The sequence below is a fragment of the Bradyrhizobium sp. F1.13.3 genome, assembly GCF_040548265.1.
In the GTDB taxonomy this organism is placed as follows: Bacteria; Pseudomonadota; Alphaproteobacteria; order Rhizobiales; family Xanthobacteraceae; genus Bradyrhizobium.
The window spans coordinates 102,209-120,659 of record NZ_JBEPRI010000013.1 but is presented as its reverse complement, the minus strand read 5'-3'; the positions used below and the strand labels follow the sequence as shown (position 1 = coordinate 120,659).

Annotated in this window: 14 protein-coding genes and 1 tRNA gene; 7 read left to right on the top strand and 8 right to left on the bottom strand. The window is 62.4% G+C overall.

The features are described 5' to 3' along the window. Positions 1-8 precede the first annotated feature (8 nt). Together ABIB66_RS29970 and ABIB66_RS29965 are read right to left on the bottom strand one after the other, a co-directional pair. Entirely contained in the window at positions 9-938 is a 930-nt protein-coding gene (locus ABIB66_RS29970; RefSeq protein ID WP_354256618.1) for an OmpA/MotB family protein, read from the bottom strand. Next, complete coding sequence (locus ABIB66_RS29965; protein WP_354256615.1) at positions 935-2,653, bottom strand: hypothetical protein; 1,719 nt, start codon at positions 2,651-2,653, stop codon at positions 935-937. The genes ABIB66_RS29970 and ABIB66_RS29965 overlap by 4 nt, the downstream gene beginning before the upstream one ends. A gap of 350 nt (positions 2,654-3,003) precedes the next feature. Here ABIB66_RS29965 and ABIB66_RS29960 point away from each other — a divergent pair, with 350 nt between their 5' ends. Then, entirely contained in the window at positions 3,004-5,433 is a 2,430-nt protein-coding gene (locus tag ABIB66_RS29960) for a type IA DNA topoisomerase (protein WP_354256612.1), read from the top strand. Between the two features lie 154 nt (positions 5,434-5,587). Here ABIB66_RS29960 and ABIB66_RS29955 read toward each other — a convergent pair. Both ABIB66_RS29955 and ABIB66_RS29950 read right to left on the bottom strand, forming a co-directional pair. Continuing rightward, positions 5,588-5,663 (bottom strand) — tRNA-Ile (locus ABIB66_RS29955). 381 nt (positions 5,664-6,044) lie between these two features. Further along, complete coding sequence (locus ABIB66_RS29950) at positions 6,045-7,019, bottom strand: Bug family tripartite tricarboxylate transporter substrate binding protein (RefSeq protein WP_354210411.1); 975 nt, start codon at positions 7,017-7,019, stop codon at positions 6,045-6,047. Positions 7,020-7,126: 107 nt separating this feature from the next. On the opposite strand from ABIB66_RS29950, the gene ABIB66_RS29945 reads away from it, so the two are divergent. Next, positions 7,127-8,104 (top strand): TAXI family TRAP transporter solute-binding subunit, encoded by a 978-nt coding sequence (locus ABIB66_RS29945; protein ID WP_354210410.1) that lies wholly within the window; start codon positions 7,127-7,129, stop codon positions 8,102-8,104. 223 nt (positions 8,105-8,327) lie between these two features. On the opposite strand, the gene ABIB66_RS29940 is transcribed toward ABIB66_RS29945, so the two are convergent. Continuing rightward, positions 8,328-9,557: an ABC transporter substrate-binding protein gene (locus tag ABIB66_RS29940; RefSeq protein ID WP_275172119.1), complete on the bottom strand. Its 1,230-nt coding sequence runs from the start codon at positions 9,555-9,557 to the stop codon at positions 8,328-8,330. A gap of 97 nt (positions 9,558-9,654) precedes the next feature. Next, positions 9,655-10,548 carry a substrate-binding domain-containing protein gene (locus ABIB66_RS29935; protein WP_354210409.1) on the bottom strand — a complete coding sequence of 298 codons (894 nt, stop codon included), beginning with the start codon at positions 10,546-10,548 and terminating at the stop codon, positions 9,655-9,657. Between the two features lie 401 nt (positions 10,549-10,949). Between ABIB66_RS29935 and ABIB66_RS29930 the strand changes: the two genes are divergently transcribed. From ABIB66_RS29930 to ABIB66_RS29920, 3 genes are read left to right on the top strand one after another with little or no spacing between them, the layout of a single operon-like run. Further along, on the top strand, positions 10,950-11,783 hold the full coding sequence (locus ABIB66_RS29930; protein ID WP_354210408.1) for an ABC transporter substrate-binding protein: 834 nt from the start codon (positions 10,950-10,952) through the stop codon (positions 11,781-11,783). A gap of 53 nt (positions 11,784-11,836) precedes the next feature. After that, entirely contained in the window at positions 11,837-12,943 is a 1,107-nt protein-coding gene (locus ABIB66_RS29925) for a molybdopterin-binding protein (protein ID WP_354210460.1), read from the top strand. Positions 12,944-12,955: 12 nt separating this feature from the next. Further along, positions 12,956-14,905: a molybdopterin biosynthesis protein gene (locus tag ABIB66_RS29920; RefSeq protein ID WP_354210407.1), complete on the top strand. Its 1,950-nt coding sequence runs from the start codon at positions 12,956-12,958 to the stop codon at positions 14,903-14,905. A 7-nt stretch (positions 14,906-14,912) separates the two neighbouring features. On the opposite strand, the gene mobA is transcribed toward ABIB66_RS29920, so the two are convergent. Further along, on the bottom strand, positions 14,913-15,548 hold the full coding sequence (gene mobA / locus ABIB66_RS29915) for a molybdenum cofactor guanylyltransferase MobA (RefSeq protein ID WP_354210406.1): 636 nt from the start codon (positions 15,546-15,548) through the stop codon (positions 14,913-14,915). Next, a complete protein-coding gene (fdhD, locus tag ABIB66_RS29910; protein WP_354210405.1) occupies positions 15,535-16,425 on the bottom strand; it encodes a formate dehydrogenase accessory sulfurtransferase FdhD in 891 nt (296 codons plus the stop codon). The genes mobA and fdhD overlap by 14 nt, the downstream gene beginning before the upstream one ends. A 208-nt stretch (positions 16,426-16,633) precedes the next feature. Between fdhD and mobB the strand changes: the two genes are divergently transcribed. Together mobB and ABIB66_RS29900 are read left to right on the top strand one after the other, a co-directional pair. Then, positions 16,634-17,161, top strand: a complete 528-nt coding sequence (gene mobB / locus ABIB66_RS29905; protein WP_354210404.1) for a molybdopterin-guanine dinucleotide biosynthesis protein B — start codon at positions 16,634-16,636, stop codon at positions 17,159-17,161. A 9-nt stretch (positions 17,162-17,170) separates the two neighbouring features. Continuing rightward, complete coding sequence (locus ABIB66_RS29900) at positions 17,171-18,427, top strand: molybdopterin molybdotransferase MoeA (RefSeq protein WP_354210403.1); 1,257 nt, start codon at positions 17,171-17,173, stop codon at positions 18,425-18,427. Positions 18,428-18,451 lie beyond the last annotated feature (24 nt).

Genomic DNA, 18,451 nt, shown 5'->3' with positions numbered 1-18,451 from the left:
GAGGTGCATCAACGATCCAAGAGTTTGTCCACTGTGCCCAGATTATCCGTCTTCGGCGAGTACATGAGAATTCGAAGATCAATGCGCCGGTTGCTTTTTCTTCCGTCCTCAGTGTTGTTCAAAAAGGCAGGTCGCGTATCGCCAAAAGCCGCAGCATTGATTAGGGGGGATGTCCCCTCACCCAACGGCCGCCCTTCTTGGCTTGGTGATATGCTCAGCATCTGCCAAAGCTTTGGCTGGTCCGCATAAATTGTTTGGGTTGTGTTTATTGCTCGTCTCGCCGACAGAGAAAGATTGTCTTTGATACTACCTTCAAGAAGGCCCTTGATGGGCGCGTTGTCTGTATGCCCCTCAACAAATACCGCGTCTATAAAGACGGCGTTAGGATTGCACGCTTTCGTCGGATTACTTGCGGGACCAACGCTGAAGCAAGGTAACACTTTCGCCAGAGCGACTGAGAGTGCTTTGACCGCACGTTCGCTCGGAGAGCCGGGTACGATCATCGATACTCCGTTGGGAAAAAGCATATCTCCGGAAAGGCGAAGAATCCCTTGCTCTGGTAAAATCTTTACGTCTCCATCGGCAATTCCGGGGATACTCTTCATGCTTCGTTGCAAATCCCAGAGTATGCTTTCGCGCGCCGCATCAGCCAGTTTCAAATATTTTTCGAGCGGGTTTTTATTGAGGCGCTTAACTTCATTCTCAAGCTCCGTTATCCGAGACGTTGCTAGTCTCAGGTTCTCAGCCAATCTATCGCGCTCTATCAAAATCGCCCGGTGCTCTGACAAAGGCACTACTGGTTCACTTTGGTTCTGAATCCGAAAGACGAAATACATTAGCAAAATAATGAAAACAAAGAGCATTCCGACCATTATGTCGGTCATTGAAATGAAGTAGCTTTCCTCTTCCTCATGACCTGGCTGCTCAATGTCTGTCATGATTGAGCCAGCTTCCGCGCAGACAGCGTCTCGGTTAGGTCATCGATCAATTGTTCAAATTGATTGACAGCTCGTGCGAGCGCTTGATCCATCGTCGTTAGCTGCTCTCCCATTTGTTTAGCCTGCAACTCGAGATGAGATCCAATAGAGTTAAAAACACGAGCTAACGTTTCGTCTACGTTGTTGAAACGCTCCATGTGCAGCGACATTTGCTTCTGCAGGGTATCGATCATAACCCTGACGGCGGCTTCCGACTCCTTAGAAGTACGGTTTGTTTCCGCGACCAAACGAGTGACGTCATTTAACCCTAAAAGCAGTTTGCTAATGTTACTGTCCACCGTTGAGCCCGCGCTGGAAACGCTATCAGCGGCGGCGGCGATTTGGGCGGAGACTGCTCCGAGACCAGTGTGCAATTCGGCGTTCTTCGCGGAAAGGGCACTAAGGGACTCAATGTAACCATCTCCGCTTTCGCTGAACCGTTCCAAAATTGCTTCGATGCGCCGCGCGCTCTCTCCAAAAGTGGACCCGGTTTGGGTAAGGCCGTGCACCAAATCGTGTGTGCCTCCTCGGATATTATCGGCAATTTGAGTGCCAGCATTTTGAAGGATAGACTGAACAGCCTCTTGCATCTTTGCGGCCAATTTCTCTTGCTGTTCGGCAGCAGCATCACCGACGTTCTGAATCGAGGTCGCAGCAGCGTTAAGACGAGCGGGCAGGCTCTGTAGCTCTGTCGCGACACTTCCTATTGCTTCACCTGCCTGACGCAGGCTCGTATCAAAAGCGCCCTTCATTGCTTCGTTGACCGCCGCTCCAGCGCCCGCTCCGGAAGCTTCGATCAACTTTGAGAACGCATTGGCAATTTCAGATAGCTTGGTTGTTACGGTATCGTTGCTGGCCTGGACAGCCGATCTGACGGCGTCACCGATCTTCATGGCTATGTTGGTGTTGAACAACTTCAGCTCCGCTAAGCTCTCTTGCTGGACTGATAGCTGTCTTTCAGTGATGTTTTGCTCGCTGACGAAAAGTAGGCGCTCTTGCAGAGCATCGTTGAGCTGATGGACCCGGCCATGAAGATGTTTAAGTATCAACCTAATCAACAGCGATAGAACCAGCGACGCGACCAATCCAGCGGCGGAAATATAGAATTTCGCAGCAGCTGTGGTGAGGAGTTGATTGAGCGCTTCTTTGATTTTTTCTTGATCGACTGCCGCCGTTAGACTTTGCGTCGAGAAGGTCAGCGCAGCAATCAGTCCGATAAAAGTTCCGAGCAGCCCCAATCCGACAAAGTAGTTGGGCAAACTGCGAACGAAATCATACTGAACTAACAGGCTTCGCGGATTGAAGAAGTTGCCGGGCCGCGCTGAGGCTAGAATTACTGATCGTGGGCCGTTGCGAAAAATGAGTGTTTTGCGGAATTCTTGCCATACACTTGAGGTCGCTCTATTCGATACCAGAGCGCTATCGATTGCGTCGTAATTTTCTTGGAAGGCGGACCGCTTCTCGTGCGCACTCTCCTTGCCGGAGTTTCCTTTGACCGTGAGCAATGCCGAACGTAACCGATACGACTGGGGCAATGCAAAGCAGAGAAAGCATAGGAAGACGGCGACAGCGAGAACCAACAAACCCGTTGCGAGCTTCGGTCCAAAATCTGGCGTTCCAAAAGGGACCAGTATCGCGTTGTATAGCGAAAAAATGTAGGCGAGGAACGCTTCCATGGGAGATCAATCTCTACGGCTAAGAGCCTTGCGTCACATTCTAGCGACGTCACTTGGTATGCCAGACTAATCGTTGCCGATCATGGTTGTCCGAGCATTGGCCACAGCTAAAATTAAGGTAAGAGGCAAGCTGAGGACGACGGAGCCGCGGGTTTCAGGCGCTCATAACGGCTCGCTTGCAGGTCGTCTAAGGGGCGGCATCGGCCTACCCGAATCGAGGCAAGGCAGCAAAACTTCCGCCGTCGGGATTTGCCTTTCGGATACATTGCACGTCTCTCGTGTTCATGATATGTTCTATACCGGATACGTCGCGAATACGTCGCTAAGAACATCCTCCCAAGTGGGCCGTCATGGCAGATCAGATCGTCATCACGGAGAAAACCAGCCAAGCCAAAGACGTCCGTGCCGCCATCGGTTCTCGCTACGGCGACGTTCTTCCAGCTGAAGGCCATTTGTTCGACCTCCTCGAACCGGAAGACGTTGTTCCGGCCTGGAAGCGTTGGTCCCCGATACTGTTGCGGCCTGAAGGTCTTTACGGAACGCGTCCGGCTGAGGGCGGCAACAAGGCCGCCAAGCTCAAGGCCATTCGCGAGGCGTTGCGCACAGCCAAGCGAGTTTGGCTTGCGACCGATTGCGACCGCGAAGGCCAGCTGATCGGTCAGGAAATTCTTGAGCATTACGAGTATCGCGGTCAGGTAATGCGGGTCCTGTTCACCGCGCAGGATTCGCAGACCATCCGCGACGCATTCGGTCGCGCAAAACCTAATATCGAATATGCCCGCCTTTACGCCGCCGCCGTTGCGCGACGACAGGCCGATCAGATTTACAACCTGTCACTCACTCGTACCGCAACCGTCATCCTGGGACAGGGCGAGCGAAGAGTGATCGGGGTTGGTCGCGTAAAGACGCCGACATTAGCCATTGTGTGCAAGCGCGAGTTGGAAATTCGGAACTTCGTGCCGCTCGCTTATTTTGAGATTGTCGCCACCGCGAAAGTTGAGGGTGGGCAATTCCAGATGCGGCACACGCCGCAGGACCGAATTGTTAAGCGCGAAATTGCCCAGGACGTAGTCAAAGCGGCTGAAGGCTTCGAGGGCGCGCTTGCCGTGCGCGTCGAGGATAAGCGGCAAGTGCCACCCAAGCTGCATGATTTGCCATCGTTGCAGAAACTCTGCGGCTCGCGCTTCGGCTGGTCAGCCAGCAAAACGCTCGAACTGGCGCAGGAGCTGTATGACGGCCAGGGCAAGAAGATTGTCACCTATCCTCGCGCCGAAGTGCGCTATCTGCCGCAGAGCTTGATATCGGACGTGCCGCGAATCATAGCCGGACTGCGGGTGGGCCAATCGTTCAGCGCGATCCCGTTACCCGAGCCGCCGGTGATTCGTAGAGGTGCGAGCGGCACCTTCTACGATAAGGGGCTGGAGGGGGCGAGCCATCATGCCGTCATTCCCAATGTCAACGCCATCGACAAGCTGCTGGAGGTCTGGCCTCGTCTGTCGTCCGACGAGAAGAAACTCTTTGACGTCATCGCGCGGGCATATCTAGCCGCCCTGATGCCCGACTTCCGCTACCGGCAGACGACCGCAACGCTCGATGTGCACGGCTTCGAGTTCCGCGCCGCCGGTCGCCAGCCCATTGATCTAGGTTGGCGAGCGGCATTCCCGGAGTGGCAACCCGCTGACGAAAAGGGTGACGAGGCACAATTGCTGCCGCCGCTACGCAACGACGAGAGCGCGCAACTGCAAGATCCAAAAATTGAGAACAAGGAGACCCGGCCGCCGCCACGTTACAACGAAGGCACTCTGATCGAGGCTATGCAAAATGCCTGGCGTTTTGTTGATGACGAGGTTTTGCGGGATCGCTTGAAGGAGGCCAAGGGTATTGGCACGCCTGCGACCCGAGCCGAAAACATCGGCGGGCTGAAGAAGCAAGGTTTGCTGATTGCCCAGGGAAAGAATATTGTGCCGACCGAGACCGGCCTGTCGTTGTTCGGCGTTCTCAAACAAGCCGATCCGGCGCTTGTCGATCCGGGCGTGACCGCGCAACTTGAATGCCTGCTCGACGATGTCGTTGTAGGTAAACAGGAGATGGTCGGCGCGATTGACGCCGTATGCGATGTCGCCGAGCGCATTATCAACAAGCTGAAGGAGGGTGCTACCGCAGGGTTGCCTTCCTTGCTTGGCAGCGCAGGCGGTAATGGCCCAGGAACGTTTCCGCCGACGCCTGCGATGAAACGCTTTGCTGAGAGCCTCGTCCGGCAAAAGGGCATCAAGCCACCACCCGGCTACAAGGCGTCGATATCGATCTGCCGCAAATTCCTTAGCGAGCACGCGCCTAAAAAGTCCGACGGCGAAACGGCCGGTAAGCTCGCCCCCAAACCGGTAAGTCCAGCACAGTTGTTGTACGCCAAAAAACTGGCGCAGGGGAAAGGTCTCATCATCCCCGATGATGCGAGAACCAACTCGGCCGCGATGTCCGCCTGGATTGATATGAATCGAGGCAAAAAAAGCCGCAAGCCCAGTCGCAAGACCTCCTTCAGACCGGTTGGGTCGGTTGCATCCCAGGCTGCGCCGCCGAAGAGGTCTCGAAAGCAAAAAGTTGACACCAATGCCGCTTCGATAGGTCCCGCGCCAGCAAACTCAAGCAGGACGCCACTGCGGATTCCTTATGGCAACAAGGAGGTCGCTCTGAAGCTCGGTGCCCGTTATGGCTCAGGGGGATGGTATGCCCCGCCTGGAGTTGATCTTTCTGCATTCGGCGAACGGGGTTGGCTGCTTTAGGTGGCGGGACGTGTTTGGACCGGAGAAGAAGAGGTCGCGCGTGTTAGCTCTGCTATTAACTAAACGTGCTGGTGAGAAAATTAGGATCAGAAGCAACCGGTCCGCGAAACGGTCCGCAACGAAAATCCCGACGTCGATAACCCACTGATTTCATTGGTGGGCCCGGCAGGACTCGAACCTGCAACCAGACCGTTATGAGCGGCCGGCTCTAACCATTGAGCTACAGGCCCCGCCGCGAGACGGCTCGCGGGACTGCGCGGCCGGCAACGGTGCGCGGTTCGTTTACAGGGACGGAGGCGGGGGTGCAATGCTGGCGCCGGCGCTTGCAAACGTTGGCGCGGCAAGGCCTGAGATTTTTGAATAACCGAAATTTGCGATGATGCCCTTATAGTCCTGTTTTGCCCGACGGCGCAAGCCCACCTCGCCGAGCCTTCGCCCCCGTCCCCTGGCAATCGCGCCAGGGGGCTCGGTTTTCGATTCTGTAACCCCTTGTAATCCCAAGATGTTTCTACTGTGCATGGGGTTGTTTTCGCACATTTTGTCGGGAGGGGTCTTTCGATCCCCTCCGACGTCTCGTTGGCGCGCTGCAGGCGCGCGGCAGTTCCCCGGCGCTAGTCCACCGACACGCCGGCGAACTCCACCACCTTGCGCCACTTCTCGGTCTCGTCGGTGACCAGCTTGCCGAACTCGGCCGGCGTCATCGGCTTGGGGATGCCGCCGGTCTCGGTGAGGCGCGCGACCAGCTTCGGGTCCTTCAGCGCCTCGTTGACGGCCTTGTTGAGGATCTCGATCACATCAGGCGGCGTGCCCTTCGGCGCGGAGATGCCGTAGAAGCCGACCGATTCGAAGCCGGGCAACGTCTCGGCGATCGCGGGCACGTCCGGCACGCTCGGCCAGCGCTGCGGCGAGGTGACGCCGAGCGCGCGGACATTGCCGCCCTTGGCCTGCTCCATCGCGGAGGGGAGGTTGTCGAAGATCAGCTGCACCTTGTTGGAGATGATGTCGGGGAAGGCGATCGCCGAGCCCCGATAGGGCACGTGCACCATGTCGCACTTGGACATCACCTTGAACAGCTCCGCCGACATGTGCACCGAGGTGCCGTTGCCGGACGAGGCAAAGGAGATCTTGCCGGGATTGGCCTTGCAGTAGTCGATGAACTCCTGAACCGTCTTCGCCGGGAACGCGTTGGAGACGACCAGCATGTTGGTGAGCTGCATGATGCTGGCGACCGGCACGGTGTCGCGCAGGAAGTCGAACGGCAGCTTCTTGTAGAGCGAGGTCGAGATCGCGTTGTTGGGCGCGACGAACAGCAGCGTGTAGCCGTCTGGCGGTGAGGTGATCGCGGCAGCGGCCGCGATGTTGCCGCCGGAGCCGGTGCGGTTCTCTACGATGAATTGCTGGCCGAAGCGGTCGGTCAGCCACTGCGCCATGATCCGCGCCACGATGTCGACCGGGCCGCCGGCGGAGAAGCCGATGATCCAGTGCACGGGACGGTCGGGATAAGCGGCGGAGGCGGGAGGTGCGGCGCCCAACAGCGTTGAAAGGAAAACCAGCCCGAAAACACTGTTACGCAAAATTCGCAACATGACGCCTCCCATTGTTCTATTGTCGTTGAGCTGCATGCTTTCACAAAAACGGGGCGCTGCCTACATCGCCGCAAGTCGATGTTGACGCGCCCCCGCCGGGACCGACCATGAGATTCGCGATCACCCTTGTTCTCGGCGCGGCGCTGCTTTCAAGCCCCGCCATCGCTCAAACCGGAGGCAACGCCATTCCGAGCACGACACCCGGCCTGACGATCAGCCTGGGCACCGCGACGCCCGGCGGCGGCTTTCCGCTCTATGGCAACGCCTTTGCGCAGGCGATGAACGCGGCCGATCCGCAAGCCATCATCGCCCCGCGCAACACCAAAGGCAGCAACGAGAACATTCCGCTGCTGGAGAAGGGCGAGCTCGATCTCGCTCTGGTCGCGGGCGAGCCGGCCTATGAAGCCTTCGCCGGCATCGGCCGCGCGCCGGTACGGTTGAAGATTCTCACGGCGATCTATTCCAACCCCGGAATGTTCGTGGTGCGCGCGGACAGCCCCTACAAGACCATTCGCGATCTCGTCGGCCAGCCCGTCGCATTCGGCGCCAAGGGCTCCGGCTTGCCGATCCTGGCGCGCTACGTGCTCGATGGGCTCGGGTTGAGGCAGGACGAGGATTTCAAGGCGATCTATCTCGACCGCGCCGGCGACGGCCCCGCGATGGTCGAGGATGGCCGTGTCGCAGCACTCTGGGGCGCGGGGATCGGCTGGCCCGGTTTTGCCGCGGTAGCCTCGAGCGCGTCAGGCGCGCGTTTCATCGCGCCTGATACCGAGGAGATCGCGCGCGTCCGCGCCAAGCACGCGTTCCTGAAGCCGCTCACCGTGCCCGCCGGCAGCTACCCGAACCAATCCGAGCCGATCGCCTCGCTCGGCTCCTGGAGCTTTGTGCTGACGCGCGAAGATCTGCCCGACGATGTCGCCTATCGGCTGGCGAAGACGCTCCACAGTGTCGAGCCGACATTCTGCAAGCAGCTCGCCCAGGCCTGCGAGACCACGGCCGCGAACACCGTCGCCGCCGCGCCGAAGCCCGAGCTGATCCATCCGGGCGCCGCAAAATACTTCCGCGAAATCGGAGTGCTGAAGTAGCGAGCGGCCGCCCGCTTACTTCCTTCTCCCCTCATGTCCGCCGAAGCCTTGGCGAAGGCGGATGCGGGAGAAAGTGGCGCGAAGCGCCGGATGAGGGGTATCTCTCCGCGCATTCAGCGAGAGCTGGTCGAGCGGAGACAACCCCTCACCCGGCTTCGCTTCGCGAATCCACCCTCTCTCGCAAGGGGAGAGGGTGCACCGTCAGCGCGACTTCGCTACACCCTCACTTCTTCACCATCGCACACGCCGGGTCCGGCGGACCGAACGCCTTGTCGCCCGAGATCGTCGTGAGGATCTTGTAATAGTCCCACGGATATTTGCTTTCCTCCGGCGTCTTCACCTGCACCAGCCAGAGATCGTGCACCATCAGATTGTCATCGCGTAAGCGGCCGTTGCGGGCGAAGAAATCCTCGATCGGCTTTTCCCGCATCTTGGCGGCGACCTTGAGCGGATCGTCGGTGCCGGTGTCCTTGATGGCGTTGAGATAGTGCATCACGCTCGAATAGACGCCCGCCTGCCACATCGACGGCATCTTGTTCATCTTGGCGAAGTAGCGCTTCGACCATTCGCGGGTCTTGTCGTCCAGGTCCCAATAGAATGAGGTCGTCAGCAACAGCCCTTGCGCGGCCTGCAGGCCGAGGCCATGAATGTCGGTGATCAGCGCCAGCAGTGCCGCCATCTGCTGGCCGCCCTTGAACACGCCGAACTCGGAGCCGGTCTTGATCTCGTTCATGTTGTTGGGGGGACCCGCGGCGATGCCGATGATCTTGGCCTTGGAGGCCTGCGCCTGCAGCACGAACGAAGAGAGGTCGGGCGTTGCCAGCGGCGGCTTCACCGAGCCCAGCACCTTGCCGCCATTGGCGGTCACCACCGCCGAGGCGTCGCGCTCCAGCGAATGGCCGAAGGCATAGTCGTCGGTGATGAAGAACCAGCTGTCGCCGCCGCGCTTGACCACCGCGTCCGCGGTGCCGACCGCGAGCGCGCGGGTGTCGAACACCCACTGGATCGCGTAAGGCGAGCAGAACTTGCCGTGGAAATCCGCGGTGCCGGTGGAGTGGGTGATGAACAGCCGCTTCTTCTCGTTGGCCATGTTCTGCACCGCGAGCCCGACCGCGGAGACCGGCACGTCGACGATCAGATCGACCTGGTCGACGTCGTACCAGCGCCGTGCAATCGCGCCGCCGATATCGGCCTTGAGCTGATGGTCGCCGACGACGATGCTGATCGGCTTGCCGAGCACGGTGCCGCCGAAATCGTCGATTGCCATCTGCGCCGCCGTCACCGAGCCCTGGCCGGTCGGCGCCGAGGCCGGACCGTTCATGTCGGTGAGCACGCCGATCTTGACGACGTCGTCGGACACCTGCGCCAATGCGGCGCCCGGCAGCAGTGTTGCTGCCACGAACGTCGCTGCAAAGCCGGCAGCGACCGGCAGTCCAAATCTCGTTGGCTTCACGTTTGTCCTCCCCTGATCCGGCGCGTTGGCCGGTGTGCCCCGGGTATGCCCGGCTGAATTGGTTTCTTTTGCAACTATTTGGGGGCGGGCGTCAACGTCAGCCGGCGAAGCGGATCTGTCCGGCCGGGGAGGGATCGTAGCCGGTCAGCTCCTCGGCGCGCTGGAGCAACCGCTTTTCGCTGAGGAACCGGATCAGGCCCTGCATGGCGGGGCGGAAATAGCTGCGCTGCCGCATCGCGAGGTCGAAGTTCTCCCAGACCAGCGGCACGAAATCGAGGCCGGCCGAGCGCGCCGACGCACGCGTCGCGATTCCGCAATCGGCTTGTCCCGCGCGGACGATCTCGGCGAGATCCGGCCCGGTCAGAGCGGGCGTCTCGATCCGGCGCAAATCGCGCGTCGAGGCGCCGGCGCGCTTCAGCAGCACATCGAGCAGCATCTGCGCGCCCGTGCCCTGTTGCCGCATCGCCATCCTGGCCCCGAGCGCGAGCACGTCGGAAAGGCCGCGCAGCCGCTTGGGATTGCCCGGCGGCAGCACGAGACCTTGCTCGCGGCGCACGAACGCGACCAGCAATGCATCATGCAGGTCCGGAGCATCTCGCAGGACCGTCGCATTGGCGTCGGCGGCGAGATTGCCGCCGGCATCGAGGCTGTGGAAGTGCATTGCCACGGCCATCACCTCGTCGCGCTGCAAGCGCTCGAGCCCGCGCGCGCTGCCCTCGCTCATCGATCCCAGGCCCGAGCCGGATTCGCGCAGACCCCAATCCAGAAGCTCGTCCTGGCTGCCGCCGACGACCGGCGGCGGCTCGGCGATCAGCATGCCGGCCGGACGCGCCAGTCCGGACAGCACCCAGAGATCGAGCTCGTGCCGCGGGAAGAGCCACTTTCCGGTCACCTTGGTGCAGGGGATCGCACCGGTGGTGACCAGTTCGTATAGCTTGCGTTCGCCGAGCCGAAGATAGTCGGCGGCTTCGCTGGTCGTCAGGAATTCCATCCTGCATTCCTATGCAAATTCTTGCTTCTTTTTGACGTTCGACGCAGGTGGAATTCTGCATTTCAAGTTTTGTCCGCCACGACCATGCCCGATCATCTCGTTGCTTTGCAACACATCCTCACGCGCGATCCCTGCTTTGGTGAACGATCCTGAATCGCTCGCGTGGTGTGGATCGTGCGGCTGTCGCGTGCGCGACTGCAATCGGCATGCCGCTCCGTGCGTTGCCGAGATTTCCCGAATTGTCGGCGCGCGGCGCGCAGGGTAAGTCTGTCGCCGGTAGTGGTTTGATCCGCGCTCTATCTTTTGTTGTTGGCATCCGGCGCCGCAACGAGCAACCGCGTCACGAGTGCGGCGCAATCGATCATCATCATGATCGCGTCTTAGCCAGTGGGAACCCGATCATGGCCGTCCGCCGCCTCTCTGTTGCATTCGCGCTTGTCTGCGGCCTCGCCGCAGGCGTTGCGGCGTCATCCGCGGAGGACCGCGCGATCGTGCTCGTCACGACCTCAGCGACGCAGGAGTCCGGCCTGCTCGACTATCTGCTGCCGATATTCCGTGACAAGACCGGCATCGAGGTGACGGTGATCGCGCGGCGCGCCGACGAGGTGCTCGAGGGGGCACGAAGGGGCGAAGTCGACGTCGTGCTGATGCATGCACGGCCGCAGGAGGAGAAATTCGTTGCCGACGGCTTTGCCGCGAAGCGCTTCGACGTGATGTACAACGACTATGTGCTGATCGGGCCGAAGAGCGATCCCGCCGGCGTCAAGGGCAAGGACATCGCGACCGCGCTGAAGGCGATCGAGGCCAAGGGCGCGCCGTTCGTGACGCGCGGAGACCGCTCGGGCACGCATGCCGCTGAGCTCGCGCTCTGGATCGTTGCCGGCATCGACATCGCCCGCACCAAGGGCGCCTGGTATCGCGAAGCCAAGCAGGACATGGCCTCCGCCCTCGACGCAGCGCGCGCGGCGAACGCCTATGTGCTGTCCGACCGCGGCGGCTGGATCGCTTTTCGGGAACGCGGCGATCTCGACATCGTCGTCGAAGGCGACAAGCGGCTGCTCAATCAGTACGGCGTGATGCTGGTGAACCCCGCGAAGTTTCCGAACGTCAAGAAGGAGTTGGGGCAAGACTTCGTCGACTGGCTGATCTCGCCCGACGGACAGGCGGTGATCGCCCGATACAAGGTCGACGGACAACAACTGTTCTTCCCCAATGCGGACAAGTCGGGCGGCTGACGTTCGTATCGCCAGCGGTTGCCAAACCGGGCGATGCGTGGTCCACCATGCGCATGACCCAGCGCCTGCCGCCATCGCTGACGCCGCTCGACGCCGCGCTCGCTGCGTTGCTGACAGGGCTTGATCCGCTCGCGCCGGTGGAGTTGCCGCTGAGTGAAGCGGCCGGCTGTATCGCGGCCGGCAATCCGCTGCTCGCGGCCCGACCGCCTCGCGACGTCGCTGCCGCGGACGGCTGGGCGCTATGCGCCAATGATCTGGTCGGCGCGTCCTCCTATTCACCGCTGCCTCTCGCAACAGCGCCCGCCTGGGTCGATGCCGGCGAGGCGATGCCGGCGGGATGCGACTGTGTGCTCGATGCCGACGCAGTCGAACTGTCTGGTCCGCTCGCCCAGGTGCTGGCGGAGGGCGTGCCGGGGCAGGGCGTCAGGCGTGCTGGAAGCGACATCGACGGACGCACGCCTGCCGCGGCAAAGGGGTATCCGATCGATCCTGGCGCTCTGCTGCTCGCGCGCGCCGCCGGACTGAACCGACTGCGCGTGCGCCGTCCGCGGCTGCGCATTGTCAATGTACCAGGCGCAACGGGAACCATGCATCTGATCGCGGACATCGCACGCGCCGCAGGACTGGATGTGCAAACGAGCGAGGCCGGCGCGCGCGATGCGGGATCGATCGCGGCGGCGTTCGGTGCGCCCACCTGCGATCTCCTGCTGACGATCGGCGGCAGCGGTGTCGGTCGCACGGATGCAGCGGTCACGGCGCTGGCCCAGCATGGTGACGTGATCGCCCATGGTCTTGCGCTCCAGCCCGGACGCACCGCCGCGGTCGGGCGGCTCGGAACCATTCCTGTCGTCGCCTTGCCCGGATCGCCGGATCATGCGCTCGCGGTCTGGCTCGCGCTCGTGCGGCCGCTCGTAGACCCGCTATCGGCGCGGCTGCCGCGCCGACAGATGAACTTGCCGCTCGCGCGAAAAATTGCATCCAGCGTCGGCATCGCCGAAATGGTCCTGCTGGCCGAGGAACATCGTGCGTGGGTGCCGCTTGCGGTAGGAGAATGGCCGCTCCAGGCAATTGCCCGTGCGGATGCATGGCTGCTCGTTCCCGCCAGTCACGAGGGATTTGCAGCGGGCGCGCCGGTCGATGCCTATCTAATGCGGGAATGATATGGGTTTAGCATGACCGTGATCCCGCAATCGCAAGTCCGCAGCGCGCTCGAACAGGAACAGTTCCTCAAAATCCTTTCCCGCGAGGAGGCCCTGGCTCGCTTCGAGGCCGCGCTGTTCCCGCGCGCTCTTTTGAGCGAAACGCGCAAACTCGGTGCTGCGCTCGGTGCGTCGCTCGCTGAAGACTTCACTGCGCCGATCGACGTGCCGCCGTTCGACCGTTCCAATGTCGACGGCTTTGCGGTGCGCTCGGCGGACCTTGCGAGAGCCGGCGAAGGCGCGCCGGTTCGCCTCGGGTTGAATGGCGAGACCATTCACTGCGGCACCGTCCCGGCGCTGCAAGTGGCGGCGGGAACGGCAACGGCGATTGCCACCGGCGGTCCGCTGCCGCGCGGTGCCGATGCCGTGGTCATGGTCGAGCATACCCAGCCGGCCGGGTCGGGTGCGATCGAGGTCCGTCGCGCGGCCTCGCCCGGGCAATTCATATCCTACGCAGGATCCGATATCGCGCGCGGCGAGGCGCTGCTGCGCGCCGGCACGATCATCGGCTCGCGCGAGGTCGGCATGCTGGCGGCTTGCGGTATTGCCGAAGTGCGCGTCGTGCGCAAACCTCGTGTGGCCGTGATCTCCACCGGCGACGAACTGGTTCAGCCGGGCGAGGTGCTCGCGCCTGCTGCGATCTACGACACCAACGGCGCGATCGTCACTGCTGCGATCGACGAGAACGGCGGTGAAGCGGTGTTCCTCGGCGCCATTCCCGACGACGAAGCCCAGCTCGAAGCCGCCATGCGGCGTGCGCTTGCGGACGCCGACATGCTGGTGCTCTCCGGCGGCACGTCGAAAGGCGCGGGCGATCTCTCCCATCGCATCATCGGCCGGCTCGGCCAGCCCGGCATCATCGCGCATGGCATCGCGCTCAAGCCCGGCAAGCCGCTGTGTCTTGCGGTGTGCGACGGCAAGCCGGTGGTGATCCTGCCGGGTTTTCCGACCTCGGCGATGTTCACCTTCCACGACATGATCGTGCCCGTGCTGCGCAAGATTGCGGGATTGCCCCCACGCGCCGATGCCAGGGTGAGCGCGACCGTGCCGGTGCGCATTGCGTCCGAGCTCGGCCGCACCGAATTCGTCATGGTCTCGCTGGTGGAAGGCAAGGACGGCTTGATCGCCTATCCCTCCGGCAAGGGATCCGGTGCGATCACGTCGTTCGCGCAGGCCGACGGTTTTCTGCGCATCGACGCGCTCGCCGACCAGATGCCGGCCGGAACCGAGGCCGAGGTGACGCTCTTCACGCCGCACGTGCGGGTGCCCGATCTCGTCATCGTCGGCAGCCATTGTACCGGACTCGATCTCGTCACGGCGCAACTCGCGCATGCCGGCCTGACCGTGCGTTCGATCGCGGTCGGCAGTCTCGGCGGACTTGCGGCGGCACGGCGCGGCGAATGCGATCTGGCGCCGATCCATCTATTCGACGACAAGACCGAGACCTACAATACGCCTTACCTCGTCGAAGGACTCGAACTCGTGCCAGGCTGGCGAAGGATGCAGGGCATCGTGTTCCGCAAGGGAGACAAGCGTTTCGAAGGCCACAGCGCGAAGGACGCCGTCGTCGCGGCGCTCGCTGATCCCTCCTGCATCATGGTCAACCGTAACCAGGGCGCCGGCACGCGCATCCTGATCGATCGCTTGCTCGGTGGTGCGCGCCCGGAAGGCTATTGGAACCAGCCACGCTCGCACAATGCGGTGGCCGCGGCGGTCGCACAGCACCGCGCCGACTGGGGCATGACCATTGCGCCAGTCGCCCATGCGGTCGGCCTCGGTTTCATTCCCCTCGCGGAGGAACACTATGACTTCGCACTGGTCACAGCGCGCAAGCAGCGACCAGCAGTGCAGGCCTTTCTAGATGCGCTCGGCTCGGACGAGGCTCGCGCGGCACTGGAGGGGGCGGGATTCCGGCCGGCGTAGAGCTTGATTAAGACGCCGCATCCAGTGCGGCCAGCCGCTCGGCTTCCGCGATATCCTCGACCGTGTTGGCATTGAAGAACGGATCGAGCGGCTCGGTCTGCCACGTCACCGTCGCGAGCGGGTAGCGCGCGGTCCAGCGGTCGATCTTGCGGAGATCCTCGACCACCAGCGCGTGACGCAGTTCGTCGCGCAAGCCAACGCGCCACAAGCCTATCACCGGATGCGACTGGCCGCCTGATGCCGCGACGGCGAGCTCGGCATTCGCGGCGAGGCGTTCTTCGTGCAAGCGCGCGACCAGATCGCGCGGCAGGAACGGGCAGTCGCCGGCGGCACTGAGCACCCACTCCACCTCAGGCCGGTTCGCCGCGGTCCAGTCGAGCGCGGCAAGGATGCCGGCGAGCGGGCCGGGAAAGCCGGGCACGTCGTCGGCGACGACCTGCAAACCGAACGCGGCGAAGCGGGCGGGATCGCCATTGGCGTTGAGGATCAGCCCGCTGCATTGCGGCTTCAGGCGTGCGATCACCCGCTCCAGGATGGTGCGCCCGCCAATGGTGCGCATCGGCTTGTCGCCGCCGCCCATGCGCCGCGCGAGGCCGCCGGCGAGCAGCACGCCTTGCGTGGTCGGAAAGCTAATCGTCACCACCTTCACCCTTGCGCTTGTGCTTGGCCGATTCCTCCTCGACGTAAGCGAGGTTCTGGTCGTAGACGATGCGCTCTTCCCCCGACAACGCGATGAACCGTTTGCCGCGTGCGCGGCCGACCAGCGTCAAGCCCACCTGCCGGGCGAGATCGACGCCCCAGGCGGTGAAGCCGGAGCGCGATACCAAAATTGGAATTCCCATGCGGACCGTCTTGATCACCATCTCGGAGGTGAGCCGTCCCGTGGTGTAGAGGATCTTGTCGGACGCATCGACGCCGTGGCGGTACATCCAGCCCGCGATCTTGTCGACGGCGTTGTGACGGCCGACATCCTCGGTGTAGCAGAGCGGCTCGCCCTCCCTGCAGAGCACGCAGCCGTGGATCGCACCGGCCTCCAGATAGAGCGAGGGCATGGTGTTGATGGTCTGAGTCATCTGGTAGAGCCAGGAGGTGCGCAGCTCCGCCTTCGGCAGCGCGACGCTCTCGACCGCCTCTAACAGATCGCCGAAGGCGGTGCCCTGCGCGCAGCCCGAAGTCTGCGTGCGCTTCTTCAGCTTGGCTTCGAAATTGGTGTGGTGCTCGGTGCGCACCACCACCACCTGGAGGTCGTCGTCGTATTCGACCTCGGTGACCGCGTCGTTGTATTTCAGCATGTTCTGGTTGAGCAAATAGCCCAGCGCCAGATATTCCGGATAGTCGCCGATCGTCATCATGGTGACGATCTCCTGCGAATTCAGGTAGAGCGTCAGCGGGCGCTCCACCGGCACCTTGATCTCGATCCTGGCGCCGGACTGGTCGGTCCCGGTCACGCTCTCGGTGAGGCGCGGGTCCTCGGTGTCGGGGACGATCAGGGGCGCTGGGGCTTTGTCGATCTTCATCATGGCCGCGACGTTAGCATGACATTCGGGTCAAGCCGATATAAGCATGCTAGCGAGAGAACGAAATGCCGCCTATTCGTCATTGCGAGCGAAGCGAAGCAATCCAGGCTGCCGCCGTGGATGCATTCCTGGATTGCTTCGCCGCGCTCGCAATGACGGAGGAGAGAGTGGTTCCATCAAGGACCGGGTCGCTCGCGGAGACGGAGCTGGAATGAAAGTCATCGGCCTTGCAGGCTGGAGCGGTGCGGGCAAGACCACGCTGTTGACGCGGCTGATCCCGCATTTCAATGCGCTTGGCTTGCGCGTCTCGGTCATCAAGCATGCGCACCACCAGTTCGACGTCGACGTTCCCGGCAAGGATTCCTGGCGCCATCGCGAGGCCGGCGCGGCCGAGGTGCTGGTTGCTTCGTCAAATCGCTGGGCCCTGATGCACGAATTGCGCGGGGCGATGGAGCCGCGTCTGCCGGAACTGTTGAGCAAATTGTCGGAGGTCGATCTCGTCGTCGTCGAGGGTTTCAAGCGCGAGCCGCATCGCAAGATCGAAGTGCATCGCGCCGCCAACGACAAGCCGTTGCTGTTTCCCGATGATCCCGGAATTTTCGGGATCGCGGCTGACGTTGCCATTGAAACCCGACTGCCGACCGTCCATCTCGACGATATCGCCGCAGCCGCGGAATTGCTGCTTAGCGCGGCGATGCCGGTCGAGGAAGCGGTCGCGAAAAGCGCCGCGATGCGCTGACGAGGCACCATGGCGCAACTGTCGGACGATTGTTTTGCCTTCGGCGGACCGATGATGTCGGTCGACGAGGCCGTTGGTCTGATCACGACGCGCGTCAACGCCATAGTCGATCTCGAAACCGTGGCGCTTGTCGATGCTGATGGTCGTGTGCTGGCCCGCGATATCGCGGCGCCGCTGCCGTTGCCGCCGTTCACCAACTCCGCTGTTGACGGCTACGCCGTGCGCAACGCGGATCTTCCGGACAGCGCCGAGCGGGCACTCCCGCTCGACGGCCGCATCCAGGCCGGAGGTCTGGCACTGGCGCCGATCAAGGCCGGCCACACCGCGCGCATCTTCACCGGCGCGCCGATGCCGCCGGATGCCGAAACCGTCTTCATGCAGGAAGACGTCCGCGTCGATGGTACCGGCCGAATTGTGCTGCCGCCGGGGCTGAAGCCGGGCGCGAATGTCCGCCCTGCGGGAGAGGACATTCCACAAGGCCACATCGCGCTGCGCGCCGGCCAGCGCTTGCTGCCGCAGCATGTCGCGCTCGCGGCGGCGTTCGGCCTTGTCAGGCTCGACGTCGTCAGGCGCATCCGCGTCGCGGTGTTCTCGACCGGCGACGAACTGGCCTCGCCCGGCGAGCCGCGCGCGCCCTCGCAGCTGTTCGATTCCAATCGCTTCATGCTGATGGCGATGCTGCGCCGGCTCGGCTGCGACGTCAGCGATCTCGGCATTTTGCGCGACGAACGTATCTCGCTTGCGAATGGCCTCAAGCAAGTCGCCGGCACGCACGATCTGATCCTCACCACCGGCGGCGTGTCGACCGGGGAAGAGGATCACGTCAAGGCCGCAGTCGAGAGCATCGGCTCGCTGGTGTTGTGGCGGATGGCGATCAAGCCGGGACGTCCCGTGGCGATGGGCATCATTGAGGGCACGCCGCTGATCGGATTGCCGGGCAATCCCGTCGCGAGTTTCGTCACCTTCGTGCATGTGGTGAGGCCGACGGTGCTGGCGCTTGCGGGCAGCCTGCCGGCGCCGCTGTTGCCGATCCCGGTGCGCGCGGCATTCACCTACAGGAAGAAGGCGGGCCGACGCGAATATGTTCGGGCCTCCTTGCGGCGCACGCAGGACGGCGCACTCGAGGCAATCAAGTTTCCACGCGAGGGGGCTGGGCTGTTGTCCTCTCTGGTCGACACCGACGGCCTCATCGAGCTCGATGAGGAGGTCACGCGTGTCGAGCCGGGGCAGTGCGTGGGTTTTTTGTCCTATGCCGATCTGCTCTGAGTCCGGCGTTGTGCCTTGGCGTTG